Genomic DNA, 26,727 nt, shown 5'->3' on the forward strand with positions numbered 1-26,727 from the left:
GGACTCCCTTGTTGTCAGGGGGTTAGATGAGTTCAGCCTGCTTCATGGCGGCGGTCAGCTGCGGACGCAGGCTTTCCGACATCACATGAAGGGGCAGGCGGATGCCGTCAGGGATCAGGCCCAGCTCTTGCAGCACCCATTTGGCCGGAATCGGATTGGGTTCAGCAAACAGCTGCTTGTGCAGACCCTGCAACTTGTCATTCAGTTCGCGAGCCAGGGCAGCGTTACCGGCGATGGCGGCAGCACACATCTGGCTCATCAGTTTCGGTGCGACATTAGAAGTAACCGAAATCACACCATTGCCGCCGCACAGCATGAAAGCCATGCCGGTGGCGTCATCGCCGGAGTACAGCGCGAAGTTGGCTGGTACGCGGCTGATCAGGTCGCAAGCGCGGCCGATATCGCCAGTCGCGTCTTTGAGGCCGATGATGCCGGGCACCTGGGTCAGGCGCAGCACCGTGTCGTTATTCATGTCGGCAACGGTACGTCCCGGTACGTTATACAGGATCACCGGAATGTCGACACTTTCTGCAATGGCGCGGAAGTGGCGGTACATGCCTTCCTGGGTCGGCTTATTGTAGTAGGGCACAACCGACAGGGTCATGTCGGCGCCGGCCTGTTTGGCATGTGCGGCCAGTTCGATGGCTTCGGCGGTGGAGTTCGCCCCGGTGCCGGCGATCACCTTGACGCGTCCCTTGGCTTGTTTGATGACGGCTTCGACTACCTGCATGTGTTCAGCAACGGCCAGCGTGGCGGATTCGCCAGTGGTGCCGACAGCGACAATGCCGCTGGTTCCGTTATCGATGTGGAAATCAACGAGGCGGGAGAGCGATTCGAAGTCGACCCGACCATCTGTGGTCATCGGGGTGACCAGGGCAACCAAGCTACCGGTAAGCATAGTTCTGCCTATATCTAGGGATGAAGATTCAAAGTCTTCGATTGTAGCGGAATTCCCCTACGGGTCAAAAGCATGTCATCGCATTTGGCGTCGAGCGCCGGATTGTCCAGCTGATGTGATAGAATCCACGGTTTTTCCGATACTTACGGCTGGACTGGCTGAAGGATCTCAAGCGTGATTACCACTAGCAACATTACCATGCAGTTTGGCGTGAAGCCTTTGTTTGAAAAGGTTTCCGTCAAGTTTGGCGAAGGCAACCGTTATGGCCTGATTGGTGCCAACGGTTCCGGCAAATCGACATTCATGAAAATTCTGGGCGGTGACCTGGAGCAGACCAGTGGCGAAGTAGCCATTGAAAACGGTCTGCGCCTGGGTAAGCTGCGTCAGGATCAGTTTGGCTACGAAGAGCAGCGCGTCATTGATGTCGTGCTGATGGGCCACACTGAAATGTGGTCGGCAATGAGCGAACGCGACGCCATTTATGCCAATCTCGAAGCCACTGAAGATGACTACATGCACGCGGCTGAACTGGAAGCCAAGTTCGCCGAGTACGATGGCTATACCGCCGAGGCTCGCGCTGGCGAGCTGTTGATGGGTGTGGGCATTCCGGTCGAACAGCATTTTGGCCCGATGAGCGAAGTGGCACCGGGCTGGAAGCTGCGTGTTTTGCTGGCACAGGCGCTGTTCTCCAACCCGGACATCCTGTTGCTGGACGAACCGACCAACAACCTGGACATCAACACCATTCGCTGGCTGGAAAATGTGCTGAACGAGCGCAATTCCACCATGATCATCATTTCGCATGACCGTCACTTCCTGAACTCCGTGTGTACTCACATGGCGGATCTGGACTACAACACCATTCGCATTTATCCGGGTAACTATGACGATTACATGATCGCCTCGACCCAGGCGCGCGAACGCCAGTTGTCGTCCAACAGCAAGGCCAAGGAACGTATCCAGGAGCTGCAGGAGTTCGTGGCGCGTTTCTCGGCCAACAAGTCCAAGGCGCGGCAGGCTACTTCCCGACTGAAGCAGGTGGACAAGCTGAAGTCCGAGATGGTGGATGTGAAGCCCTCCAGCCGCCAGAGCCCGTTTATCCGCTTTGAAACCGACGACCGCTTCAAGCTGCATCGTCAGGCAGTAGAAGTGGAAAGCCTGAACAAGGCCTACGACAACAAAGTGCTGTTCAAGGATATGAGTTTCATCCTGGAGGCTGGTGCCCGCCTGGCGGTGATCGGCCCGAACGGTGCCGGTAAGACCTCGCTGGTCAAGTTGCTCGCTGGCGCCTTTGAAGCACGTCTCGCCGAAGGCCTGACTGCCGACTACGGCAATATCAAGTGGGCGGAAAAGGCGCAGATTGGCTATTTTGCCCAGGACCACGAAGCCGAGTTCGACAGCGACATGACGCTGACCGAATGGATGCGCGAGTGGGGCCAGGAAGGCGATGACGAGCAGGTTATCCGTGGCACGCTGGGGCGGCTGTTGTTTGGTGGCGACGAGGTGACCAAGCCGGTGCGCGTACTGTCCGGTGGTGAGAAGGGTCGCATGTTGTACGGCAAGCTGCTGCTGCAAAAGCCGAACGTGATGATCATGGACGAACCGACCAACCACATGGATATGGAATCCATCGAGGCGCTGAACATGGCGCTGGAAAAGTACAAGGGAACACTGATTTTCGTGTCGCACGACCGTCAGTTCGTCAGCTCGCTGGCAACTCATGTGCTGGAACTGGATGGCAAGGGTGGCTATGACTACTACACCGGCAATTACGAGGATTATCTGGCCAGCAAGGGCCTGGAGTAAGCCGGAAGACACGCTGCCGGCCTTGCCTTTGTCATCGGGGCAGACCGGCTAGAGCGATTGCTTTACCGACGGGAGCAGGTGCGCTATATTGCAGTGCGACATTGTGTTGCGCTGCAATAACGACAGCGCACGATGCTCCCGTTTTTACGTAGTGCCCACATAATAATTACAAGACAAGAACAGGAACCTGATCTCGAATGGGTCGATGGTGGAGCCCGAAAGTCGACCCGTGATCGGGTTGCCTGCAACCTCAAGTTAATGAAGGAAGAACCATGCGATTGAAAGGGAAAGTCTCCATCATCACTGGCGGTGCCAGCGGCATCGGCAAGGCTACTGCGGAAAAGTTCGTCAAGGAAGGCGCTATCGTTGCCGTCTGTGACCTGAACCTTGACGTTGTCAATGCGGTGGTGGAAGAACTGAAGGCTCTGGGCGGGGAGGCTGTCGGCTACCAGGTCAACGTGACGGACAAGGCGCAGATCGCCGATATGGTTGGTGATCTGAAAGCACGCTTTGGCCGCATCGACGTACTGGTGAACAATGCGGGCATCGTGATGGACGCCCAGCTGATCAAGATGACCGACGATCAGTTCGACAAGGTGATCGACATCAACCTGAAGGGCGTATACAACTGTGCCCGTGCCGTGGTGGATACCATGGTGGAGCAGGGTAGCGGCGTCATCCTGAACGCATCTTCGGTAGTCGGTGTGTATGGCAACTTTGGTCAGACCAACTACGCCGCCACCAAGTTCGGCGTGATCGGCTTCGTCAAGACCTGGGCCAAGGAATTGGGCAAGAAGGGTATCCGTGCCAACGCCGTATGCCCGGGCTTTGTGGCTACGCCTATCCTGAAATCCATGCCGGAAAAAGTGATCCAGGCCATGGAAGACAAGGTACCGATGAAGCGCATGGCCGATCCGGCCGAAATCGCCAATGTCTATGCCTTCCTGGCATCCGACGAAGCCAGCTACATCAATGGCGCGGCGATCGAAGTGACCGGTGGCCTGACGCTGTAATTGCGGTCTGTCATCAGTACAAACGCCCCGGCATGCCGGGGCGTTTGTCTGTCTGCTGCCTTGTCTCAGTCGTCCAGATCGCTGTCGTGGGCCAGCAAGGCCGCATCCACTTCGCGTCGGTGCAGGTGGGGAGCAAACAGTTCGACAAAAGTGTAGGCAAAGCCACGCAGATAGGCATCCTTGCGAATACCGATCTTGGTGGTGGACGGCTCGAACAGGTGACCGGCATCGATGATGCGCAAACCGGCATCGCGGTTCGGCTCGAAGGCCATGCTGGCGATGATGCCGATACCCAGACCGAGCGAAACATAGGTCTTGATCACATCGGTATCGATAGCCGTGAGCACCACATTCGGACTCAGCCCCTGATCAGCAAATGCCTTGTTGATTTTGGAGCGGCCAGCAAAGGCAAAGTCGTAAGTGACAATCGGATAACTGGCGATATCGGCCAGCGTAATGGGGCGTTCCAGCTGCAATAGCGGGTGATCCTGCGGCACCACAATCGAGCGGTTCCATTCGTAGCAGGGTAGCATCGCGAGCTCTTTGTAGAGCGCAATGCCTTCGGTTGCTACCGCCAGATCGGCCTCACCGGACACCACCATTTCGCAGATCTGGGTCGGGCTGCCTTGTTTGATGGAGAGCCTGACCTTGGGATAGCGTTGCACAAAGGCCGCAATCGTGGGCGGCAAGGCGTAGCGGGCCTGGGTATGGGTGGTGGCGATGGTCAGCGCACCTTCCGATTCACGCGAAAATTCGTCACCTACCCGTTTCAGGTTCTGTGCTTCACGTAGAATGCGCTCGGAAATGCGCAGCACTTCCTTGCCTGGCTCGGAAACCGACACCACGCGCTTGCCGTTGCGGATGAATACCTGAATGCCCAGCTCGTCTTCCAGCAGGCGAATCTGTTTGGAAATGCCGGGCTGAGAAGTATGCAGCTTTTCCGCTGCTTCGGAGACATTCAGGCCCTGTTTGGCCACTTCGACCAGATAGCGCAGCTGTTGCAGTTTCATAAGACGGGCATATTCCATAAAACCTGTAGGCATTAAATACTAACACAATATTCTTTTAGGTTTATATGGGGCTTGGGTAGGATGATGCCCTAGCCAGACTATACCTATGTGGAGCGCTCGATGAGCCTGGATGTGAAACTTGCCGCAACCCAAGCCTTGCTGACGGATATTGCCGCCAAGCACCCGGATGCGGTGCTGGCCAACAGCTATGGCGCCGAAGACATGGTGCTGACCGATCTGATCGCCCGCCTGGCCCTGCCGCTGCAGGTGTTCAGCCTGGACACCGGACGCCTGCCGGTGGAAACCTATACCCTGATGCAGCAGGTCGCCGAGCACTATCCCGCCGTACCGGTCAAGGTGTACTTCCCGCAGACCGATGCGACTGAAGCCTACGTCAATACCCATGGCATCAATGGTTTCTATCAGAGTGTGGAACTGCGTAAATCCTGTTGCCAGATTCGCAAGATCGAGCCGCTGAAACGTGCGCTGGCGGGCAAGTCAGCCTGGATTACCGGCCTGCGTCGCGAACAGTCGCCGACGCGCCAGGACCTGGGCAATCAGGAATTCGATGCCGACAATGGCCTGATGAAATTCAATCCGCTGATCGAGTGGACCGAGGCCGAAGTATGGGAATACATCCGCAGTAACGATGTTCCTTATAACGCCCTGCACGATCAGCGTTACCCCTCCATTGGCTGTGCACCCTGTACCCGTTCGATCACGGTCGGTGAGGACGTGCGTGCTGGCCGCTGGTGGTGGGAAAACCCGGAATCCAAGGAGTGTGGCCTGCACATCAAGGCAAGCCCGCTCAAGCGCCCAGCATAAGGCTGGCCGGCCAGCACAGGCCAACCTTACCCAAGGACATCCAACCATGTACCGTTATGATGAAGTCGACCACCGCATTGTGCGCGAGCGTGTCGAGCAGTTTCGTGATCAGACTCAGCGCTTTCTGGCGGGTCAGTTGTCCGAAGATGAATTCCGCCCGCTGCGGCTGATGAATGGCCTTTATGTACAGCGCCACGCCCCCATGCTGCGGGTGGCCATTCCCTATGGACATCTGGCGAGCCGCCAATTGCGCAAGCTGGCGCACATTGCCCGCCAGTACGACAAAAGCTATGCCCACCTGACCACGCGGCAGAACATCCAGTTCAACTGGCCGGAACTGGCGCAGGTACCGGATATTCTGGCCGAACTGGCCGAAGTGGAAATGCATGCCATCCAGACCTCCGGCAACTGCGTGCGCAATACCACCACCGATGCCTTCGCCGGCGTGGCTCAGGACGAATTGCTCGATCCGCGTGCCTATTGCGAAATCATCCGCCAGTGGAGCACCTTGCATCCGGAATTCGCTTTCCTGCCACGCAAGTTCAAGATTGCCGTTTCTGGCAGCGAGGAAGACCGTGCGGCCACCCAGGTGCACGATATCGGCCTGCATGTCGTGCGCAACGAGGCTGGCGAAGTCGGCTTCAAAGTGATTGTCGGCGGTGGTCTGGGGCGTACGCCGATAGTCGGCGAAGTGGTCAAGTCCTTCCTGCCCACCCGCCACTTGCTGACCTATCTGGATGCCGTGCTGCGCGTGTACAACCGCTTTGGCCGGCGCGACAACAAATACAAGGCGCGCATCAAAATCCTGGTCAAGGCCATGACCGTCGAAGCTTTTGCTGCCAAGGTGGAAGATGAGTGGCTCCACCTCAAAGATGGCCCATCGACCCTGCGTGACAGTGATGTTGCGCACTACGCCAGCTTTTTCATCGATCCTGCTTATGAGCAACTGCAAGCCAATCCGCCCGAGTTCAGCAGCAAGCTAGCCGCAGAGCCGGCCTTTGCCCGCTGGGTTGAGCGCAATACGCGCCTGCACAAGCGTGCCGGTTATCGCTCGGTGGTACTGTCACTGAAAAAAACCGGCGTGCCTCCGGGTGATATCAGTGCCGAGCAAATGGACGCCGCCGCCGACTGGGCAGACCGCTTCGCTTATGGCGAACTGCGCGTGGCACATGAACAAAACCTGATTCTGCCGGATGTGCGTGAGCGCGATCTGTACGAAGTCTGGCAACTGGCCAAGAGCCAGGGATTTGCCACACCGAACATCGGCCTTCTTACCGATATCATCTGCTGCCCCGGTGGTGACTTCTGCAGCCTGGCCAATGCACGCTCCATTCCCGTCGCGGAAGCCATCCAGACACGTTTCGAGGACCTGGATTACCTGTTCGATCTGGGTGAAATCGACTGCAACTTCTCCGGTTGCATGAATGCCTGTGGTCATCATCACATTGGCAATATCGGCATTCTGGGCGTCGACAAGAACGGCGAGGAGTGGTACCAGATCACCCTCGGCGGCAGCCAGGGTAGTCACACCACCATCGGTAAGGTGATTGGCCCTTCGTTTGCCCAGGCGGATGTGCCCTTGGCCTTCGAAAAAATCATGACCGTGTATCTGGAGCAGCGCGCAGTCGGCGAGCGCTTTATCGAAACCGTACGCCGCATTGGCCTCGACCCCTTCAAGGAACGCGTTTATGCAAAGCATCATTAAAGACGGCCAGATTGTTCAGGATGGCTGGCAAATCCTGCGAGCGGATGCCGAAGGGCAGTACCCGGCAGTGGCAGCCGACGTCGACGTGATTGTTCCACTATCGCAATGGCTGGCTGACAAGGCTGTCTGGCAAGCTCGTCCAGGTAAAACTGCTGTCTGGCTGGCTCCGGCGGATGATCCGCAGCTGCTGGCTGCGGACTTGGCTGCATTGCCGCTGGTAGCGGTGGATTTCCCGGCATTTACCGATGGTCGCGGATACAGTCTGGGACGACTGTTGCGCGAACGATACAGCTATGCCGGTGAGTTAAGAGCTCTGGGCGACGTGTGGGTGGATTTGCTGCACTATCTCTGGCAGGTTGGCTTCAATGCCTTTGAAATCAAGGATGGCAAAGCGATTGATACTGCACTGTCCGGATATGACACCTTCACGGAACGCTACCAGTCTACCCATCGAGAACCGGTTCCCTTGTTTCGTCGTCGTGTAACATCGTTGTGATAGTGTCGTGTGAATGATACAGAAGTGCTGAGCTCGGCCTGAATTCTGATGCTTTTTTGCAACATTTTGGCAGTGACAGCCGTCGCGCTGTGTTGACACCGGGTGGACGCATTTCTATAGTGCCCGTTAACTGCATAAACACAGTTTGGCGCTTACCCTGTTGTTTGCAGTAGAATTGTCCGCGTGGTGTTTGCGTCAACCGCATCAATACCGATTCATAGATAAAAGAGGGAATAATATGACTAAACAGCTGAAACTGAGCGCCCTGGTTGCTGCTCTGCTGGTTTCTGCTAGCGCGTTCGCAGCTAAGCCGGGCTACACCGTAGATCAAACCACTGATGCCGTTTCCCGTAACAACTACGGCGAATGCTGGCACACCACCTACTTCGACAAGGCCAAGGATGGCCTGGTTGAGTGTGGCGATCGCGAAGCTGCTAAGCCGGCTGCCCCGGTAGCGCAAGCTCCGAAGGCTGCTCCGGTTTCCGTGAAGGAACATGTAACCCTGTCCGCCAAGGTTCTGTTCAACTTCGACAAGGCTACCCTGCGTGCTGATGCCAAGAACGAACTGGATCCGCTGGTTGCCAAGCTGAAGGCTCACGCTGGTCAAGGCGTTCTGAACGGTGTTGAAATTGACGGCTACACCGACTTCATGGGTAGCGACAAGTACAACAACGCTCTGTCCCAGAAGCGTGCTGATGCTGTTAAGGAATACTTCGTAAATGCCGGCGTACCGGCTGAGAAGGTTGCTGCAGTTGGCAAGGGCAAAGCTGATGCCAAGATGAGCGACGAGTGCAAGTCCAAGTTCCCGAAGTATGCCAAGAACAAGAAGCAAAATGCTGAAATCAAGGCCTGCATCGAGCCGGATCGTCGTGTTGACGTAGTCATCGACGCTGTTAAGGTTACCACCCAGCAGTAATCTGCTCCGGTAGACCTGAAAAGCCCCACAGACGTGGGGCTTTTTTGTTTTGCTCGTCTTTTGCACTTGGCTGGACGCTGCGCGGTGCCCACGGCTACAATCGTAGGTTTTCAGGACTAGGCAGCACATGCAGGTATTTCTAGGAGACCCGCGACGCTTTGGGCTCGCTGGCTGCGCATTGACCATCGGTAATTTCGATGGTGTGCATCTGGGCCACCAGCACATGCTGCAGCGACTCAAGGAAGAGGCCAAGGCCCGTTCCTTGCCCACTGCGCTACTGACGTTCGAACCACACCCGCGCGAGTTTTTCACCCGTAGCAATCCGCCGGCCAGGCTGTCCACCTTGCGCGACAAGTTTGCCTTTCTGCGCGAACTGGGCTTGCTGGATTATGTGTTTGTCTTTCGTTTCAACCAGCGTTTTTCCGGGATGAGCGCAGACGCTTTCATCCGTGATGTGCTGGTGCGCGATCTGAAAACCCGCTATTTGCTGATCGGTGATGATTTCCAGTTTGGTGCTGCCCGCAAGGGTAATTTCGACTTGCTATCTGCCTGTCCGGATTTTGTTACCGAGGCCATGCCGTCGGTACTGGTCCAGGGAGAGCGCGCCTCCAGCACGCTGGTGCGGGAGCGGCTGGCACTGGGTGACCTGGATGCAGCCAATGCCTTGTTGGGACGTTGCTATCAGATATCCGGCAAGGTGATGCATGGGAAGAAACTGGGGAGAACTATCGGTTTTCCCACCATCAATGTCCATCTTCCACATTTGAAGCCGGCCTTGCAGGGCGTGTTTGTGGTAGAAGTAGAGACTCCCCTTGGTCGCAAGGGTGGTGTGGCCAGTCTGGGGCTGAACCCCACGGTCAGCACCAGTAGCGACTACAAGCTGGAAGCACATCTGTTTGATTTCTCTGGCGATCTGTATGGCCAGCGCGTCACGGTGCGCTTCCTGAAGAAACTGCGCGATGAAGAGCGCTATGACAATTTGCCGGCATTGGTGGCGCAGATCGAACGCGATGCTGCCAGTGCCCATACCTATTTGACCAGTTTGCAGCGAGAGCAGGCATGAGCATCGATTACCGTAAAACCGTCAACCTGCTGGATACCCCGTTCGCTATGCGAGGGGATCTGGCCAAGCGCGAACCTGCCTGGGTCAAGCGCTGGCAGGAACAGAAGCGCTACGACAAGGTACGCAAACTGTCAGCTGGCCGTCCCAAATTCATTCTGCACGATGGCCCGCCCTATGCTAACGGCGACATCCATATCGGCCATGCCGTCAACAAGGTGCTGAAGGATATTATCGTCCGCTCCAAGACGCTGGCCGGCTTTGATGCCCCCTATGTGCCGGGCTGGGATTGTCATGGCCTGCCCATCGAGCTGATGGTGGAAAAGCTGCATGGCAAAGCGATTCCGGCGGCAAAATTCCGCGAACTGTGTCGCGAGTATGCCAAGGAGCAGATTGCCCGCCAGAAAAAGGACTTCATCCGTCTGGGCGTGCTGGGTGATTGGGATAATCCCTATCTCACCATGGACTTCAAGACCGAGGCCGACATCGTGCGCACGCTGGGTACGATCTGCAGCAATGGCTATCTGTTCAAGGGCGAGAAGCCGGTGCACTGGTGTATCGAGTGCGGCTCGGCACTGGCCGAGGCTGAAGTCGAATACGAAGACAAGAATTCTCCGGCCATTGATGTTGGTTTCAAGGTACTGGACAGCGACAAGCTGGCAGTAGCGTTTGGCTTGACCGAAGAGCAGGTGAGCGATGCCCAAGCGGTTATCTGGACCACCACGCCATGGACCCTGCCGGCCAACCAGGCGGTGGCGGTGAGTGCCACGCTGACTTACCAGTTGATCGCCACCCCCAAGGGCAAGCTGATCCTGGTCAAGGAGCTGGCAGAGTCGGCCCTGCAGCGCTACGGCTTCTCCGAAACCGTCGTCTTGGGCGAAACCACCGGTGCGCAACTGGACATGATTCAGTTGCAACACCCGTTCTATGCACGCAGCGTGCCGCTGATTTGTGGCGACCACGTCACTACTGATGCCGGTACCGGTCTGGTGCATACCGCGCCGGCGCACGGTCTGGAAGACTTCCAGGTGGGGCAGCAGTATGGCTTGCCGATCGACAACCCGGTTGCCGACGATGGCCGCTACAAGTCCACCACCGAACTGTTTGCCGGCCTGACGGTCTGGGAAGCCAACCCCAAGGTCATCGAAACCCTGGAGCAACATGGCACCCTGATTCATCAGGCGCGCCTGCTGCATAGCTACCCGCACTGCTGGCGTCACAAGACCCCCATCATTTTCCGTGCGACAGCCCAATGGTTCATCGGCATGGACAAGGCTGGCGAGGATGGTGTGGCACTGCGTGAGCGTGCCAAGAGCGCCGTCGATGCCACCGAATTCTTCCCGGCCTGGGGGCGTGCCCGTCTGGAAGCCATGATTGGCAATCGTCCTGACTGGTGCGTATCGCGCCAGCGTAACTGGGGCGTGCCGATGACCTTCTTCGTGCACAAGGAAAGCGGTGAGCTGCATCCGCGTTCGCTGGCTTTGCTGGAAGAAGTGGCGCTGCGCATCGAACAGCAGGGTATTGAAGCCTGGTTCAGCCTGGATGCGCGCGAACTGCTGGGCGACGAGGCCGAGGAATACCGCAAGCTTTCCGACACGCTGGACGTATGGTTTGATTCCGGCTCTACCCACTTTGCCGTGCTCAAGCAGCGTGCCGAGCTGGCGTGGCCGGCCGACCTGTACCTGGAAGGCAGCGACCAGCATCGCGGCTGGTTCCAGTCCTCCTTGCTCACCGGCTGCGCCACCATTGGCCGCGCGCCCTACAAGCAATTGCTGACCCACGGCTTCGTGGTGGATGGCAAGGGCCTGAAGATGTCCAAGTCCAAGGGCAATGTGGTGGCACCGCAAAAGGTGAACGACAGCCTGGGTGCTGACATCCTGCGCCTGTGGGTGGCTTCTACCGATTATTCCGGTGAGCTGGCGATTTCCGATGAAATCCTCAAGCGGGTGACCGAGAGCTACCGCCGCCTGCGCAATACCCTGCGTTTCCTGCTGGCCAATCTGTCGGATTTCGATCCGCTGGACAATGCCGTGCCGTTTGGCGAAATGCTGGAGCTGGATCAGTACGCCTTGCTGATGGCGCGCCAGGTGCAAGAGCGCGTAGCGGGCGAGCTGTACACCCGTTATGCCTTCCATCATGCGATGCAGGACGTGGTGAACTATTGCTCGGAGGATCTGGGCGCGTTCTACCTCGACATCATCAAGGATCGTCTTTACACCACCCAGGCCGACAGCCGTGCCCGCCGCAGCGCCCAGACTGCCTTGTACCATCTCAGCCGCAGCCTGCTGCTGCTGATCGCGCCGGTGCTGTGCTTTACCGCTGACGAAGCGTGGGAAGTGCTGACCAAGAGCGAGGAAGAGTCCACGCTCTTCCATACCTGGCACGAGTTCCCGGCCCTGAGCAGCGCCAGCGAGCAAGCCTTGCAGCAGAAGTGGGATGCCATTCGCAGCCTGCGCGCCCAGGCCAACAAGCAGATTGAAGAGTTGCGCAGTGCTGATCAACTGGGCTCTTCGCTGCAGGCCGAGCTGGATATCGAAGCCGCGGGCGATCTGTATCAGCAACTGGCCAGCCTTGGCGATGATCTGAAGTTTGTGCTGATCGTGTCGGCCGCACGGGTCAAGGAAGCGGATGAAACCCGCATTACGGTTACGCCGTCCACTTATCAGAAATGTGAGCGCTGCTGGCACTATCGTGCCGATGTCGGGTCACATGCTGGTCATGGCGCGGTGTGTGGACGCTGCGTGGACAATATCGATGGCAAGGGCGAAAGCCGGGCTCACGCCTGACCTCGCCTGAGTGAGCTCCCGGGTCTGGGCCCGGGAGCGTCCTAGCGGCAAGGGATGTAATGCAATGGAATCCGTAATGAGTGCGCCTCACGCCAAAAGCTGGCCCAAGTGGATGGGGCTGGCGCTGCTGGTCATCGTGCTGGACCAGTTGTCCAAGATCTATTTCAACAGTCAGTACCAGTTTGGTGAAATGCGGGATGTCATTCCCGGCTATTTCAGCTTTACCCTGATCTACAATCCGGGAGCCGCCTTCAGCTTTCTGCGAGATGCTGGCGGTTGGCAGAAATATCTGTTCACTCTGCTGGCGCTGGGCGTGTCCGGCTATCTGGGCTGGAACATCATCAAGGGGCGTTTTACCAGCCTGATGAATGTCGCCGCCAGCTTTATCATCGGTGGTGCCATCGGCAATGTGATCGACCGCCTGGCTTATGGCCATGTGGTGGATTTCATCCTGGTGCATTACCACAACAGCTGGTACTACCCGGCCTTCAATCTGGCTGACTCTTTCATCTGTGTCGGTGCCGTCTTGATGGTGCTGGACAGCATGAAACAGCCCAAATCTGCCTGATACCTGTTTTCGCACCGTCGCCGTTGGCGGCGGTCTTTCTGTAAGGATTGCTGATGACGAAGACCATCATGCTGGCCAATCCCCGTGGCTTTTGTGCCGGGGTAGACCGGGCCATCGCCATCGTCGAGCGTGCCATCGAGAAGTTTGGGGCTCCCATTTATGTGCGCCACGAGGTGGTGCACAACCGCTTCGTGGTGGAAAACCTGCGTGCCAAGGGCGCGGTGTTCATTGAAGAGCTGAAAGATGTACCGGCAGGCAGCACCCTGGTCTATTCGGCACATGGTGTGCCCTTGTCGGTGCGGGCCGAGGCCGAAGCGCTGGGGCTGCAAGTATTCGATGCCACCTGTCCGCTGGTGACCAAGGTGCATGTCGAGGTGAAGCGCATGCACCAGGCGGCGATGGAAATCGTGATGATTGGTCATGCCGGTCATCCTGAGGTCGAGGGCACCATGGGGCAGGTGGAGGGAGGCATGTATCTGGTGGAGAACGTTGCCGATGTCGCCAACTTGCAGGTGCGCAATCCGCAAGCACTGTCCTATGTCAGCCAGACCACGCTGTCAGTGGATGAAACCCGCGACATCATTGTCGCCCTGAAAGCGCGTTTCCCTGGCATTACCAGTCCGAAGAAGGACGATATCTGCTATGCCACGCAGAATCGTCAGGATGCGGTCAAGGTGCTGGCCAACGAGTGCGATATTGTGATTGTGGTGGGGTCGCCCAACAGCTCCAACTCCAATCGCCTGCGTGAAGTCGCCGCGCTGAAGGGGGTTGAGGCGTATATGGTCGATAATGCCAGCCTGCTGCAGGAAGCCTGGTTTGCTGGCAAGCAGCGTGTGGGCGTGACTGCCGGGGCCAGTGCGCCGGAAGTGCTGGTGCAGGCTGTCATCGATCAGATCCGCCAGTATGGTGCAGGAGAGATTACTGAACTGGATGGCGTGGAAGAGTCGACCGTGTTCGCCCTGCCGGCGGGGCTGCGCGACAAATAACGGTTGTGGCAATATCAGAAAAAAGCTCTGCAATTGATTGCAGAGCTTTTTTTATTGCTGGCCGGCGGAGTTCAGCTGCTTTTTCTGGGTTTGCCACCATAGCGCTGGGTGATTTCGCTGGCCGCCTGCATGATCAGCGATCCCAGGTGGGTGATGCGCTCGTCCGGGATGCGCGATTTGGGGCCGGATACCGAGATGGCGGCGAATGCCTGACCGCTTTCGTCGTAGATGCAGCTGGCTACGCAACGCAGCCCAAGTGCATGTTCGCCATCGTCAAAAGCGAAGCCCTGTTGCTGAACCCGCAGTAGCTGTTCTTTTAGCAGGGCGGGGGTGGTGATGGTGTGCTCGGTGTAATGCGGCAAGCCGGTTTTTTGCAAGATACGGTTCAGGTGTTCTGCATCCTGGGCGGCCAGAAAAGCCTTGCCAGCAGCAGAGGCGTGTAGCGGCAGACGGCCGCCAATCGGGGCCAGCATGCGCATCAGTTCGCGGCATTGCACTTGGCCGACCACCACGCTTTGCCAGGCATCGGTATCGAATACCACCAGATTGCTGGTTTCACCTGCAGCCTCCATGGTTCGGCGCAATACCGGCATGGCGAGGGTGGACAGATCGCGGCTACCCAGAAAGCCGCTGCCTACGGTAAAGGCGCGCACGCCTATGCTCCACAGTCCCAGATCGCCGGTTTGTTGTACAAAACCCATTTGCTGCATGGTGCTGAGCAAGCGATGGGTGGTGGAGTTGGGCAGGCCCACTTGCATGGAGAGGTCAGTCAGCATGATGCCGGCAGGCGCTTCGGCAATCCGCTCCAGCAATACCAAGCCCCGGGTCAGTGACTGAACCTGGCCTGTGCTAGCGCTTCCGCCTTCTGCGCGTTTACGGGTGGGAGTACGCGGGGTGCTGTCGGCTTTGGCCATATATCCTCTTGGCGTGGGCGGATGGGGAAGTTGGCTGCGATTTTACGCCTTAGGTACAGTTGGGTGTAGCAATTACTGACGACGTGGCGATTTTTTTGATTTTTTGGTATTTGTTTTCTTTATTTTAATTTTAGTAATTGCATGATTTTAATGAGTAAAATATAAAAAATAAAAATAATGGAAACGATTTCCATTATTTGTTGACTATGTTTCCGTGCTGCGGGATAGTTGAAGCCATGCCGGGCCATGACCAAGGTGGTAAGGCCTGCCTAATTCAGGAGCAATCCATGGCCAAAATGCGAGCAATCGAAGCAGCCGTACATATCTTGATCAAGGAGGGGGTGGACACGGCCTTTGGCGTGCCGGGAGCCGCCATCAATCCGCTGTATGCCGCCATGAAAAAAATCGGCGGTATCCGGCATTTGCTGGCGCGTCATGTGGAAGGTGCATCGCACATGGCCGAGGGCTATACCCGTGCCCGTGCCGGCAATATTGGTGTCTGTATCGGCACGTCCGGTCCGGCGGGCACCGATATGATTACTGGCCTGTATTCTGCTGCGGCCGACTCCATTCCCATCCTGTGCATCACCGGTCAGGCACCGCGTTCGCGCTTGCATAAGGAAGATTTCCAGGCAGTCGACATCAAGGAGATCGCGCGCCCGGTCGCCAAATGGGCGACAACCGTGATGGAGCCTGCCCAACTGCCGGGTGCCTTGCAGCAGGCATTTCATCTGATGCGTTCCGGACGCCCCGGCCCGGTGTTGCTTGATCTGCCTTTCGATGTGCAGATGGCCGAGATCGATTTTGATCCGGATACCTATCAGCCGCTGGGAGTGTTTAAGCCTGCCGCCAGTCGCGCCCAGCTGGAAAAGGCATTGGCCATGCTGGTCGAATCGGAGCGCCCGCTGATCGTGGCCGGAGGCGGCATCATCAATGCCAATGCTGCGGCACTACTGACCACCTTTGCTGAGATCGTGCAGGTGCCGGTGATTCCCACCTTGATGGGCTGGGGCTGCATACCGGACGACCATTCGCTGATGGCCGGGATGGCTGGTCTGCAAACCGCCCACCGCTACGGCAACGCCACCCTGCTGGCGGCGGATTTTGTCTTGGGTATCGGCAATCGCTGGGCCAATCGCCATACCGGTTCGGTCGATGTCTATACCGCCGGACGCAAGTTCGTACATATCGATATCGAACCCACCCAGATTGGCCGGGTGTTTGCGCCCGATTTCGGCATTGTGTCCGATGCCGCCAGCGCGCTGGCGTTGCTGATCGACATTGCCCGCGAATGGCAGGAACAAGGGCGCTTGCCGACGCGCCCGCAGTGGCTGGATGACTGCCAGCGCCGCAAGAGCAGCATGCTGCGACGCAGTAACCATACGGATAGGCCGATCAAGCCGATGCGGGTGTATGAAGAAATGAACCGCTTTTTTGGCAAGAACACCCGCTATGTCAGCACCATCGGCCTGTCGCAAATTGCGGCTGCGCAATTCCTGCATGTCTATCACCCGCGCAACTGGATCAATTGCGGCCAGGCCGGCCCGCTGGGCTGGACCATTCCGGCCGCCATTGGTGCCAAGGTGGCGGATCCATCCACCGCGGTGGTAGCCATTTCCGGCGACTACGATTTCCAGTTCATGCTGGAGGAACTGGCCGTTGGCGCACAGTTCCGCGTCCCTTACATCCATGTTTTGGTGAACAACAGCTACCTGGGTTTGATCCGTCAGGCACAGCGCCAGTTTGATATCGACTACTGCGTACAGCTGAGTTTTGAAAACATCAATGCCCCAGAGCTGGGCAGCTATGGTGTCGATCACGTTCGTGTGGTTGAAGGGCTGGGCTGCAAGGCCGTGCGTGTCCGTGATCCCGAGCAACTGGCGGCGGGCTTGGCCGAGGCGCAGCGACTGATGGAGCAGCATGCGGTGCCGGTCGTGGTGGAGGTGATTCTGGAACGAGTAACCAATATCGCCATGGGGGCAGAAATCAATGCCATCAACGAGTTCGAAGACATCATCGACCTGCCGGTCTGATGTGAGCGCCATCTTTATCCGGAGAGTCTTATGCCAAGATTTGCTGCCAATCTGACGATGTTGTTTGGCGAGGTCGATTTCCTGTCGCGCTTTCAGGCGGCAGCCCATGCCGGCTTTGGTGGCGTGGAGTACCTGTTTCCCTATGCCTACGACAAGCAGCAGTTGGCCGAACTGCTGGACAAACATCAACTGGTACAGGTGCTGCATAACCTTCCTGCCGGAAATTGGGAGGCAGGAGAGCGCGGCATTGCCTGCCTGCCTGATCGTGTCGGCGAGTTTCAGGATGGCGTGGGCGAGGCTATCGCTTATGCCAAGGCTTTGGGATGTCGCCAACTGAATGTTCTGGCGGGCATTCGTCCGGCAGGGGTTGATGCCGACATGGTGGAGGAGACCCAACACAACAATTTGCGGTTTGCTGCCAGTGCGTTGCGCGCTGAGGGTATCAAATTGCTGGTTGAGGCCATCAATACCTTTGATATCCCGGGATTTGCGCTATCCCGTACTCGCCAGGTTCTGGACCTGATACGGGATATTGGTAGCGATAATCTGTTTGTCCAGTACGACATCTATCACATGCAGCGCATGGAAGGAGAGCTGGCGCAAACCTTGCAGTCGCAGCTGGCGCATATTGCTCATATCCAACTGGCGGACAACCCGGGGCGGCACGAACCCGGAACTGGCGAAATAAACTATCCCTACCTGTTCAGCTTGCTGGATGAAATCGGCTATCAGGGTTGGGTTGGCTGCGAGTACAAACCGCGCAATGGCACCCAGGCCGGTCTTGCCTGGGCCGAGCAGTATCTTTCCTGAACAGAGAGAAGGAGATGGCAATGAAGATAGGATTCATCGGACTGGGCATCATGGGCGCACCCATGGTTGGGCATCTGGTACAAGCCGGCCATGCCTTGTTTGTCAGTTCGCGCAGCGGCCTGCCGTCGTCCCTGGCGGCCCAGCCCCTGACCTTGTGTGAAACTGCCAGGCAGGTGGCCCAGCAGGCAGAAGTCATCATCTTGATGTTGCCGGACACCCCGGATGTCGGCGAGGTATTGTTTGGCGCCGGCGGTGTGGCAGAGGCCGAGCTGACCGGCAAGGTTATCGTGGATATGTCTTCGATTTCTCCATTGGACACCAAGCAGTACGCCCGCCGTATCGAACAATTGGGTGGCCACTATCTGGACGCACCGGTATCCGGTGGCGAGGTGGGAGCCAAGGCGGCAACCCTGTCCATCATGGTGGGTGGGCCACAGGCCGTGTTCGAGCAGTTGCTGCCTGTGCTGCAATTGATGGGCAAGAACATCACCCGTGTCGGTGAAAATGGTGATGGCCAGACAGCCAAGGTAGCCAATCAGATGATTGTGGCGCTCACGATAGAGGCTGTGGGCGAGGCCCTGCTGTTTGCGGCACGTGCCGGTGCTGATCCGGCCAGAGTGCGCCAGGCATTGCTGGGTGGCTTTGCTTCGTCCAGGATTCTCGAAGTGCATGGCGAGCGCATGGTCAAACGGGCTTTTGATCCTGGCTTCCGGATATCCCTGCATCAGAAGGACTTGAATCTGGCCTTGTCCAGTGCCCAGAAAATGGCACTGGCTTTGCCGGCAACGGCGCTGGCGCAGCAACTATTCAATAGTTGTGTGGCACAAGGGGGGGCTGCATGGGATCACAGCGCCATGGTCAGGGCACTGGAACAATTGTCGGACTTTGCCATCCCTGCCCAGTAACGGGGTAGTGGCAAACCATCAGGCAGAGCAGATGTAGAAAAGGGGCGGAGAAATCCGCCCCTTTTTCTTGCTGACAAGGCTGCTTATCACGTTAGGCAGGATTACACCGCTTCATTCAGCTAATCTGCCCGACAGCTTGTTGCCTGTGGGTTTTATGGCTGCCACTGGGCAATCAGCTGGCGCTCCTCATCGCTCATCTTGGTGGTATTGGCGAGCGGCATGTATTTACTGGCGACAGCCTGTTTGATCTTGAGGTAATGCAAGCGGATGTCGCGCTCATTATCCAGCCTGATACCCGCCGGCGGCGCGGCAAAGCCAGGCTGGGTTGGCTTGGCGGCATGGCAGGCGATACAGCGTTCTTGCAGCACACCGGCAACGTTTTGCATCCCGCTGTCCTTGCCCTTGTCGCTCGCCGTCGTGCTGGCAGAAGGGGCCGTATTGCTCCTGGCCGTGACCGGGTTGGAATTAGCGCTGTCGCTCGGTGTGCTGGAAGGTGCGGCAATCATGCCAACGACCAGCAGCATGATGGCACTGGCTGCCGGCAGGGTCAGTACGTTCTGACCGCGATGACGCAACACAAAATATTGTCTGATCAAGGCTCCGGCCAAAATGAACAACACCATGATGAACCAGGCCGTGTCATTGCTATAGGCAAAGGCATAGTGGTTGCTGATCATCAGGAACACTACCGGCAGGGTGAAGTAGGTGTTATGCACCGATCTTTGCTTGCCTCGCTTGCCGTCCAGCGGGTTGGGTGCTTCCCCGGCCTGTAGTGCGGCCACCATGCGGCGCTGCCCAGGGATGATCCAGAACAGCACATTGGCCGACATGCAGGTGGCCATGACCGCACCGGTCAGCAGAAAAGCAGCGCGTCCCTGAAATACATGGGAGCTGAAGTAGGCCACGCCGGCCATCATGAGGGCAACCGCCACGCTCAGCAGGCCATCACGCTGCATTTCCGGGCTGATGCGCCGGCATAGTTCGTCGTAAACCAGCCAGCCGACAATGAGCAGGGCAATGGCCGCAACGTTTACCTCCGCTGGCGTGAGTACCGCTGCCCAGGCCCAGGGGCTGGACGGGTTGGCCAGATAAACTGCCGGGTTGCTCAGATACAGCAGACTGAACAAGGCGAATCCGGATAGCCAGGTGGTATAGGACTTCCAGAATGACCAGTGCAATTTGTTGTCGAGCGGGAAGGGCGGGCGGGTCAGATATTTCTGGTTATGGTAAAAGCCGCCGCCGTGTACTGACGACATCTCACCCAGCAGGTCATAGCGCGGGTCTTGCTCTCCTTTGGGTGTACTGAGGCTGTTGTCCAGCATGACGAAGTAGATGGACTCGCCAATCCAGGCAATGGCGGCGATCACGTGCAACCAGCGTAGCAGCAGGTTGCCGAACTCGAGGAGGTAGCTTTCCATGAGTGAAGTTCCTGATAGAAAGTAGGGGTCAACTACCGCGATAGGTCGAGTAGGTCCAGGGCGTGACGACAAGCGGGACATGATAGTTTTCAGCCGGGTTGGCAATGCCGAAGCGCAGCACCACCTGATCGACAAAGCAGGGTTTTGCCAAATGCACTCCCTGGCTTGCAAAGTAGTCGCCTGCATGAAAAACCAGTTCGTATACCCCGGCCTGCATCGTGTCACCGGACAGCAGCGGCTCGTTGCTGCGGCCATCCTCATTGGTGTCGAAATGGCGCAGTAGCGTGCGCCCATCTCCTTGTATCCGGTACAGCTCGCACCGCACCTGGGCAGCCGGGCGGCCATGCATGGTGTCCAGCACGTGTGTGGAAAGTTTTCCCATCTGTTTGTCTCCTGTGTACCAGCCCTGCGCAGTTTTTGAATGGCGGGCTGTTGTTGTTGTGCAAAGCATGGGCGATTGGAGTTGACGATATTGTTTTATCCTGTCGATAATTGTCAACAATATTTTGGAAGTGATTACCGTATTGTGGAAATTGAAAAAATGAACAATCATCAACGACCTGTACCGGAGAGTGAGGGGGAGATTTCTGCTCCGCCGGCTTCCAGCCTGCGGGACGAAAATCAGTCCCCAGGCGAAGTAGAGCGGCTGTATCTGGAAATATTCGATGCGGTGATCGACCAGCGTTTGCGGCCAGGCGTCAAGCTGACCGAGGCCGTGTTGTGTGATGTTTTTGCCTGTTCGCGTGGCACGGTACGTGCCGCATTGGCCCAGTTGCAACATGACAAGATTGTCGAGCTGCAGCCTAATCGCGGCGCATTTGTGGCCCAGCCGGATATCAAGGAAACCCGCGATGTGTTTGAGGCCAGACGCATGGTGGAAGCAGCCATTCTGGATAAATTGCTGAGCCTGCCCGATTTGCCAGAGCGTCTGCAGCAGTTGTGGCAAATGGTGCGACAGGAGCGGGCTGCATTCGAACGGCAGGACCGGGTCAGCTGGATACGTCTGTCCAATGCCTTTCATGTGCAGATGGTTCGGCTGGCGGAAAACGAGGTACTGACCGAATTGATGAACAGCTTGTGTTCGCGCACCTCGCTCATCATTGCCCTGTACGACAAGCCGGGATGCAGTGCCTGCTCATTCGATGAGCATGAGCAGATTCTGCAGCGGCTGTCGCAGGGAGACCGGCAAGGCGCGCAGCAAGCCATGCGGCAGCATTTGCAGGATTGTGAGCAGCGCATGCATTTTGCCGACAGAAATATACCTGACCCATGGACGATGTTTCATCGCCAGCTTTAGGTGCCCAAGACCAAGGAGTTGAACGCATGCAACAGGCGTATCCGCGAGACATGATCGGCTATGGCCGCCAGCGGCCCAAGGTGAACTGGCCAGGCCAGGCCAGGGTGGCCGTGCAGTTTGTCCTCAACTACGAGGAAGGAGGGGAAAGCAATGTGCTGCACGGCGATGCGCTATCCGAACAGTTTCTCTCCGAAATCGTTGGCGCAGCGGCCTACCCTGCACGGCACATGTCGATGGAAAGCCTGTATGAGTACGGCTCGCGGGTGGGGGTATGGCGCATTTTGCGTGAGTTCGAAAAGCGTGAGCTGCCGCTGACAGTGTTTGCCGTGGGCATGGCGCTGGAACGCAATCCGGAAGCGGCGGCCGCCTTCGTGGAGCTGGGGCATGAGCTGGCCTGTCATGGCTATCGTTGGCTGCATTATCAAAATGCCGATGTCAGCCTGGAGCGCGAGCACATGCAGCGCTGCGTGGAAATCGTCAGCCGGCTGACCGGATCGCATCCGGCTGGCTGGTACACCGGACGCGACAGCCCGAATACCCGACGGCTGGTGGTGGAGGAGGGCGGATTTCTCTACGACGCAGACCACTATGGCGACGAGCTGCCCTTCTGGACTGAAGTGCACTTGGCCAATGGCCAGCGCAAGCCTCACCTGGTGGTGCCCTATACCCTGGATGCCAACGATATGCGCTTTGCCTCAGCGCAGGGCTTCAACACCGGTGAGCACTTTTTCCAGTATCTGAAGGATAGCTTCGACGTGCTGTATGCCGAGGGCGAAACCACCCCGGCCATGCTGTCCATCGGCCTGCACTGCCGGCTGATTGGTCGCCCTGGGCGTTTTGCCGCATTACAGCGTTTTCTTGATTATGTGCAGCAGCATGAATGGGTATGGGTATGCCGTCGTGTCGATATCGCCCATCACTGGCTGCGTCATCATCCCCACCCCGACCTGGAGTCCTGCCGATGAGCCAGCCTCTCACCCTGTCATTGTTGAACCAGCTGCCATTTGATGCTTTTGTCGCTGTTCTGGGCGGTATCTTTGAACACTCGCCATGGGTGGCGGAGCGTACGGCTGCCTTGCGTCCTTTCCATTCGGTGGCGGAGCTGGCCGCCGTCATGGCCGGCGAAGTGGAAAAAGCCGGCTATGGTGCGCAGATGACGCTGATCCGGGCTCACCCGGAGCTGGCCGGCAAGGCGGCGATACGCGGCGAACTGACTGTAGAGTCGACCACCGAGCAAGCGGGGGCCGGGCTTGATCAATGCAGTCCGGAGGAGTTTGCCCACCTGACCGAACTGAACCGTGCCTACCACAGCAAGTTCGGGTTTCCTTTCATCCTGGCGGTACGGGGGTATGACCGGGCGGGCATCATCCGCGAATTCGAACGCCGTTTGCAACTGGGTGTGGAGGAGGAACGGCGCGAGTGCCTGGAGCAGATCTATCGTATCGGGCGTTTGCGTCTGGAAGCATTGCTGCCGGAAAGCGTCTGCGTATGAGTCCGGAAACTCTGGGCTTCTATCTATTGGCCATCGCGGTGGTCATCGCCGTCCCTGGACCATTGTCGCTATTCATGGTGGGCAACGCCCTGCAGTTTGGCGTCTGGAAAAGCTGGCCCGGTTTTGTTGGTGGCGTACTGGCTTCGGTCAGCCTACTGCTACTGTCGGCGCTGGGTATCGGCTCATTGTTGCTGGCATCGCCGCGCAGCTTCCTGCTGCTGCAAGCCATCGGTGCCTGCTATCTGTTTTATCTGGGCATCCGTACCTGGCAGGGGCGTGGTGTTGCGGCGAGTGCGGCTGATAGTCGCCAGGGCCGGGCCCACCTTTTTTCCAAAGCCTTTCTGCTGGGTATCAGCAATCCCAAGGACATCGCCTTTTTTCTGGCTTTGCTGCCGCAATTCATGACGCCATCCAGGCCCTTGTTGCCACAGCTGCTGTGGATGGTGCTGGGCTGGATGGTGGTTGATCTGTTGTGCAAGCTCGCTTATGGCCTGCTGGCCAGCCGATTGTTGGCCAGTATGGCCACGTTGCGTCGCTTGTTCCTGATGGCTTCGGCAATCTGTTTTGTGGTGATGGGCGGCGTGCTGCTGGGGCAGACCTTGGCCAGCGTTGTCTTGTGAAGGAGTAGTCAGTAGCAAATCTTGTTGGTGGTAAAGCAAAAATAAAGGAGAGACATCATGAATATTGCATTGCATCCCACGGCGACTGTTTTACCTGCGGCGCCGGTTGAATTACCGGAGTTTGCCCGTCGCCATGCCAATCTGGCCGATCCTGATTTCGGCGCTTGTGTGCTGTCCTGCTCGGATGAGTGGTTTGCGCCGGCAGAGCGCATGCTGCAGTCATCGTCACCGGTATTCGTGGTGGGCAAGTTTGACGATCACGGCAAATGGATGGATGGCTGGGAGACGCGCCGTCGCCGCAATGGCGGGCATGATCATGCGGTCATCCAGTTGGGCCTGCCTGGCGTGATCAGGGGGCTGGATATCGATACCAGCCATTTTACCGGCAATTTCCCGCCGGCTGCTTCGGTGGAAGCTTGCCATCTCGCGGGTTCACCTGATGAGCACACGGTATGGACCGAAATCCTGCCGGCAGCAGCGTTGGGTAGCAGCGCGCATCACTTTTTTGCCATTGATGACGCACGGGTGTGGACGCATCTGCGGCTGCACATCTATCCGGATGGCGGCGTGGCGCGCTTGCGGGTGTATGGCCAACCCGCCAGCGACTGGGAGGGCAAGGACCGCTCAGCCCTGCATGAAGTGTCTGCGCTGCAGCATGGCGGTCGTATTGTTGCCTATAACGATGCTCATTTCGGCGTGCCCTTTCGCCTGATCATGCCCGGTCGTGGCATCAATATGGGGGATGGCTGGGAAACCCGCCGCCGGCGCGAACCGGGCAACGACTGGTGCATCGTCCAACTGGGGCGGATGGCCATTGTCGAGCGTATCGAGGTGGATACCGCTCACTTCAAGGGCAATTATCCGGACAGCGTTTCCATTCAGGCTGCGCTGGTGACACAGGGTACCGATCAGTCCATTGTGACCCAGGCCATGTTCTGGGACACCTTGTTGCCCGAGCAGAAAACCGCCATGGACAAGCAGCACTTTTATGACCGGGAACAGATCCGCCCGCTGGGGCCGGTCAATCACGTGCGGCTGAACATTTTCCCTGACGGTGGCGTGAGCCGCTTGCGCATCTGGGGCCGTCTGCTTGATTAGCAGCCATAGGACAACCCGATTCTACAGAGGAGAAACACCATGGCCCTGCTTGTCCTGGAAGCGCTTAGCAAAGAAGCGTTCGCCCCTTTTGGTGATGTCATTGAGATTGAAGGCAGCGACTGGTTTCCCATCAATAACGGCAGCACCCAGCGCTATCACAAGCTGGGCATGGTGGAGGTGCTCGGCGAGGGCGGACTTCCCGCCATCAGCATGGCACGTGGTGCCGCCTTTGATTTCCCTTTGAGCATCAGCATGCTCGAGCGCCACCCGCTGGGCAGCCAATCCTTCATCCCCTGCAACGGTGTGCCTTTCATCGTGGTGGTGGCTCCCAGCCTGCCGGATGGCCTGCCGGATGAAAGCGGGCTACGAGCCTTTCATGCCTATTCGGATCAGGGGGTCAACTATCGCCGTGGTTGCTGGCATCACCCCTTGATCAGCCTGGGGCGGGAAGGTGATTTCATCGTGGTCGACCGTGTTGGTAGCGGGCACAACTGCGATGAGGTGGCCTTGTCCACAAGCTATCGCATTGAGGCAGTCAGCTAGCCTTAAGCCCTGATGGTTCCTGCTGTAGTCCTTGTTGTTGATGCAACAGGGTGGCCCCGTCACGCCTGTCGCCTGGCGAGCCACCCGCCCGTGCAGCGTCTTTTGCGCTGGCGGAAGACTCATGCGAAGGAGAGACTCGATGAGCTCGACGCAAAATGTTCATCCGGTGGACGAAAAGCTGCCGCTGGTGCAGCTGTTCACGCTGGGCTTGCAACACGTGCTGGTGATGTATGCCGGGGCGGTCGCAGTGCCACTGATTGTCGGTGGTGCGGTTGGCTTGCCCAAGGAGCAAATTGCCTTTCTGGTCAGTGCCGACCTGTTCTGCTGCGGTCTGGTCACGCTGTTGCAATGCCTGGGCTGCAAGGGTTTTGGTATCCGTATGCCGGTCATCATGGCGGTGACTTTTGCCACGGTGGGGCCGATGATCGCCATCGGCCAGAATCCGGCTCTGGGACTACCCGGCATCTTTGGTGCCACCATGGCCTCCGGGCTGCTGTCTTTGCTGCTGGTGCCGCTGATCGGCCGCTTGATCCGCTTTTTCCCACCGCTGGTTACGGGGGTGGTGATTACCTCCATCGGCTTGTCCATCATCGGTGTCGGTATCAATTGGTCGGCTGGCGGGCTGGGCTCGCCTGATTATGGCAGCCCGCTCTATCTGGGCATCTCGCTCAGCGTGTTGATCTTCATTTTGCTGATCATCCGTTTTGCCCGTGGTTTCCTGGCCAATATCTCCATCTTGCTGGGGCTGGTGCTGGGTTTCTGCATTGCACTGCTGTTGGGGAAAGTGGATTTCAACGGTTTGCAGGATGCCAGTTGGTTTGCCCTGATTACCCCCTTCAAGTTTGGTGCGCCGCGTTTCGAGCTGTGGTCCATCGTTACCCTCACCGTGGTGATGCTGATCGTGTTCATCGAGTCGATGGGCATGTTCCTGGCGCTGGGCGAAATCATCGATCGTCCGGTCAAGCGGGATGATCTGGTCCGCGGCCTACGAGTGGATGCGCTGGGGACGATGGTGGGCGGCATGTTCAATACCTTCCCGCATACCTCATTCTCGCAAAACATCGGCTTGGTCAGCATTACCGGGGTCAGCAGCCGCTGGGTGTGCGTGATGGCAGGTTTTATCCTGATCGCCTTCGGCCTGGTACCCAAGATGTCCATCGTGGTGGCCTCCATTCCCCCCTTCGTGCTGGGCGGGGCCGGTATCGTGATGTTCGGCATGGTGCTGGCTACTGGTATCAAGGTGTTGTCGCGGGTGGATTTCCATAACCGCTACAACTTGTACATCGTCGCCATCAGCCTGGGCATGGGCATGATTCCCACCGTCGCCAAAGACTTTTTTGGCCAGATGCCGGCGGGCATGGCTCCGCTATTGCACAGCGGCATTCTGCTAGCCAGTCTGACTGCGGTGGTGCTGAATGCCTTTTTTAATGGCTTGAGTAAGGAGGATCTGTCCGAGGCGAGTGCAACCGAAGTGATGTCGATGCCGGGACACTGAACCGTCGGGATACTGAACCAACCGACCCGCCTG

Annotated in this window: 25 protein-coding genes; 20 read left to right on the forward strand and 5 right to left on the reverse strand. The window is 57.7% G+C overall.

What is annotated here, in order from left to right; all coding sequences use genetic code 11:
- Positions 1-22: 22 nt before the first annotated feature.
- Complete coding sequence (dapA, locus tag DBR44_RS14460) at positions 23-898, reverse strand: 4-hydroxy-tetrahydrodipicolinate synthase (protein WP_124644726.1); 876 nt, start codon at positions 896-898, stop codon at positions 23-25.
- A gap of 174 nt (positions 899-1,072) precedes the next feature.
- Between dapA and DBR44_RS14465 the strand changes: the two genes are divergently transcribed.
- Positions 1,073-2,704: an ABC-F family ATPase gene (locus DBR44_RS14465; protein WP_124644727.1), complete on the forward strand. Its 1,632-nt coding sequence runs from the start codon at positions 1,073-1,075 to the stop codon at positions 2,702-2,704.
- A 272-nt stretch (positions 2,705-2,976) separates the two neighbouring features.
- Positions 2,977-3,717, forward strand: a complete 741-nt coding sequence (fabG, locus tag DBR44_RS14470; RefSeq protein WP_103523387.1) for a 3-oxoacyl-ACP reductase FabG — start codon at positions 2,977-2,979, stop codon at positions 3,715-3,717.
- A gap of 65 nt (positions 3,718-3,782) precedes the next feature.
- Here the strand turns inward: fabG and cysB are convergent, their stop codons facing one another.
- Complete coding sequence (gene cysB / locus DBR44_RS14475) at positions 3,783-4,727, reverse strand: HTH-type transcriptional regulator CysB (protein ID WP_124644728.1); 945 nt, start codon at positions 4,725-4,727, stop codon at positions 3,783-3,785.
- 120 nt (positions 4,728-4,847) lie between these two features.
- Here cysB and DBR44_RS14480 point away from each other — a divergent pair, with 120 nt between their 5' ends.
- From DBR44_RS14480 to ispH, 8 genes are all read left to right on the forward strand, one after another.
- Positions 4,848-5,552: a phosphoadenylyl-sulfate reductase gene (locus DBR44_RS14480; protein ID WP_124644729.1), complete on the forward strand. Its 705-nt coding sequence runs from the start codon at positions 4,848-4,850 to the stop codon at positions 5,550-5,552.
- Between the two features lie 46 nt (positions 5,553-5,598).
- Entirely contained in the window at positions 5,599-7,257 is a 1,659-nt protein-coding gene (locus DBR44_RS14485; protein ID WP_124644730.1) for a nitrite/sulfite reductase, read from the forward strand.
- Positions 7,241-7,753, forward strand: coding sequence for a DUF934 domain-containing protein (locus DBR44_RS14490; RefSeq protein ID WP_124644731.1), 513 nt, complete (start codon positions 7,241-7,243; stop codon positions 7,751-7,753). The genes DBR44_RS14485 and DBR44_RS14490 overlap by 17 nt, the downstream gene beginning before the upstream one ends.
- Positions 7,754-7,991: 238 nt before the next feature.
- A complete protein-coding gene (locus DBR44_RS14495; protein ID WP_124644732.1) occupies positions 7,992-8,669 on the forward strand; it encodes an OmpA family protein in 678 nt (225 codons plus the stop codon).
- A gap of 127 nt (positions 8,670-8,796) precedes the next feature.
- Complete coding sequence (locus DBR44_RS14500) at positions 8,797-9,732, forward strand: bifunctional riboflavin kinase/FAD synthetase (RefSeq protein ID WP_124644733.1); 936 nt, start codon at positions 8,797-8,799, stop codon at positions 9,730-9,732.
- Positions 9,729-12,515, forward strand: coding sequence for an isoleucine--tRNA ligase (gene ileS / locus DBR44_RS14505; RefSeq protein ID WP_124644734.1), 2,787 nt, complete (start codon positions 9,729-9,731; stop codon positions 12,513-12,515). The genes DBR44_RS14500 and ileS overlap by 4 nt, the downstream gene beginning before the upstream one ends.
- 76 nt (positions 12,516-12,591) lie before the next feature.
- Positions 12,592-13,083: a signal peptidase II gene (lspA, locus tag DBR44_RS14510; protein WP_233578583.1), complete on the forward strand. Its 492-nt coding sequence runs from the start codon at positions 12,592-12,594 to the stop codon at positions 13,081-13,083.
- Positions 13,084-13,136: 53 nt separating this feature from the next.
- Positions 13,137-14,069: a 4-hydroxy-3-methylbut-2-enyl diphosphate reductase gene (gene ispH, locus DBR44_RS14515; RefSeq protein ID WP_124644736.1), complete on the forward strand. Its 933-nt coding sequence runs from the start codon at positions 13,137-13,139 to the stop codon at positions 14,067-14,069.
- Between the two features lie 71 nt (positions 14,070-14,140).
- Here the strand turns inward: ispH and iclR are convergent, their stop codons facing one another.
- Entirely contained in the window at positions 14,141-14,983 is an 843-nt protein-coding gene (iclR, locus tag DBR44_RS14520) for a glyoxylate bypass operon transcriptional repressor IclR (protein WP_124644737.1), read from the reverse strand.
- Between the two features lie 287 nt (positions 14,984-15,270).
- On the opposite strand from iclR, the gene gcl reads away from it, so the two are divergent.
- Genes gcl through DBR44_RS14535 form a run of 3 tightly spaced genes read left to right on the forward strand, consistent with a single transcriptional unit; the run spans position 15,271 to position 18,731 of the window.
- Positions 15,271-17,016, forward strand: coding sequence for a glyoxylate carboligase (gene gcl / locus DBR44_RS14525; protein WP_124644738.1), 1,746 nt, complete (start codon positions 15,271-15,273; stop codon positions 17,014-17,016).
- Between the two features lie 30 nt (positions 17,017-17,046).
- A complete protein-coding gene (hyi, locus tag DBR44_RS14530) occupies positions 17,047-17,826 on the forward strand; it encodes a hydroxypyruvate isomerase (RefSeq protein ID WP_124644739.1) in 780 nt (259 codons plus the stop codon).
- A 14-nt stretch (positions 17,827-17,840) separates the two neighbouring features.
- Positions 17,841-18,731: a 2-hydroxy-3-oxopropionate reductase gene (locus DBR44_RS14535; RefSeq protein WP_370449664.1), complete on the forward strand. Its 891-nt coding sequence runs from the start codon at positions 17,841-17,843 to the stop codon at positions 18,729-18,731.
- A gap of 152 nt (positions 18,732-18,883) precedes the next feature.
- On the opposite strand, the gene DBR44_RS14540 is transcribed toward DBR44_RS14535, so the two are convergent.
- Positions 18,884-20,149, reverse strand: a complete 1,266-nt coding sequence (locus tag DBR44_RS14540) for a urate hydroxylase PuuD (RefSeq protein WP_124644741.1) — start codon at positions 20,147-20,149, stop codon at positions 18,884-18,886.
- Between the two features lie 28 nt (positions 20,150-20,177).
- Positions 20,178-20,702 (reverse strand): hydroxyisourate hydrolase, encoded by a 525-nt coding sequence (uraH, locus tag DBR44_RS14545; protein ID WP_233578605.1) that lies wholly within the window; start codon positions 20,700-20,702, stop codon positions 20,178-20,180.
- Between uraH and DBR44_RS14550 the strand changes: the two genes are divergently transcribed.
- From DBR44_RS14550 to DBR44_RS14580, 7 genes are all read left to right on the forward strand, one after another.
- Positions 20,691-21,446 (forward strand): GntR family transcriptional regulator, encoded by a 756-nt coding sequence (locus tag DBR44_RS14550; protein WP_124644742.1) that lies wholly within the window; start codon positions 20,691-20,693, stop codon positions 21,444-21,446. The two genes, uraH and DBR44_RS14550, sit on opposite strands and share 12 nt — an antisense overlap.
- A gap of 26 nt (positions 21,447-21,472) precedes the next feature.
- The gene (gene puuE, locus DBR44_RS14555) at positions 21,473-22,411 is read left to right on the forward strand and encodes an allantoinase PuuE (RefSeq protein WP_124644743.1); all 939 of its coding nucleotides are present in this window, start codon (positions 21,473-21,475) and stop codon (positions 22,409-22,411) included.
- Complete coding sequence (gene uraD / locus DBR44_RS14560) at positions 22,408-22,938, forward strand: 2-oxo-4-hydroxy-4-carboxy-5-ureidoimidazoline decarboxylase (protein ID WP_124644744.1); 531 nt, start codon at positions 22,408-22,410, stop codon at positions 22,936-22,938. Before puuE ends, uraD begins: the two co-directional genes overlap by 4 nt.
- Positions 22,935-23,558 (forward strand): LysE family translocator, encoded by a 624-nt coding sequence (locus DBR44_RS14565; RefSeq protein WP_124644745.1) that lies wholly within the window; start codon positions 22,935-22,937, stop codon positions 23,556-23,558. Before uraD ends, DBR44_RS14565 begins: the two co-directional genes overlap by 4 nt.
- A gap of 57 nt (positions 23,559-23,615) precedes the next feature.
- The gene (gene alc, locus DBR44_RS14570; RefSeq protein WP_124644746.1) at positions 23,616-24,656 is read left to right on the forward strand and encodes an allantoicase; all 1,041 of its coding nucleotides are present in this window, start codon (positions 23,616-23,618) and stop codon (positions 24,654-24,656) included.
- Positions 24,657-24,695: 39 nt separating this feature from the next.
- Positions 24,696-25,199, forward strand: coding sequence for an ureidoglycolate lyase (locus DBR44_RS14575; protein WP_124644747.1), 504 nt, complete (start codon positions 24,696-24,698; stop codon positions 25,197-25,199).
- A gap of 139 nt (positions 25,200-25,338) precedes the next feature.
- Complete coding sequence (locus DBR44_RS14580) at positions 25,339-26,694, forward strand: nucleobase:cation symporter-2 family protein (RefSeq protein WP_124644748.1); 1,356 nt, start codon at positions 25,339-25,341, stop codon at positions 26,692-26,694.
- The last annotated feature ends 33 nt before the right edge of the window (positions 26,695-26,727 follow it).

Source organism: Aquitalea sp. FJL05, assembly GCF_003852595.1.
Taxonomy (GTDB): domain Bacteria; phylum Pseudomonadota; class Gammaproteobacteria; order Burkholderiales; family Chromobacteriaceae; genus Aquitalea; species Aquitalea aquatilis.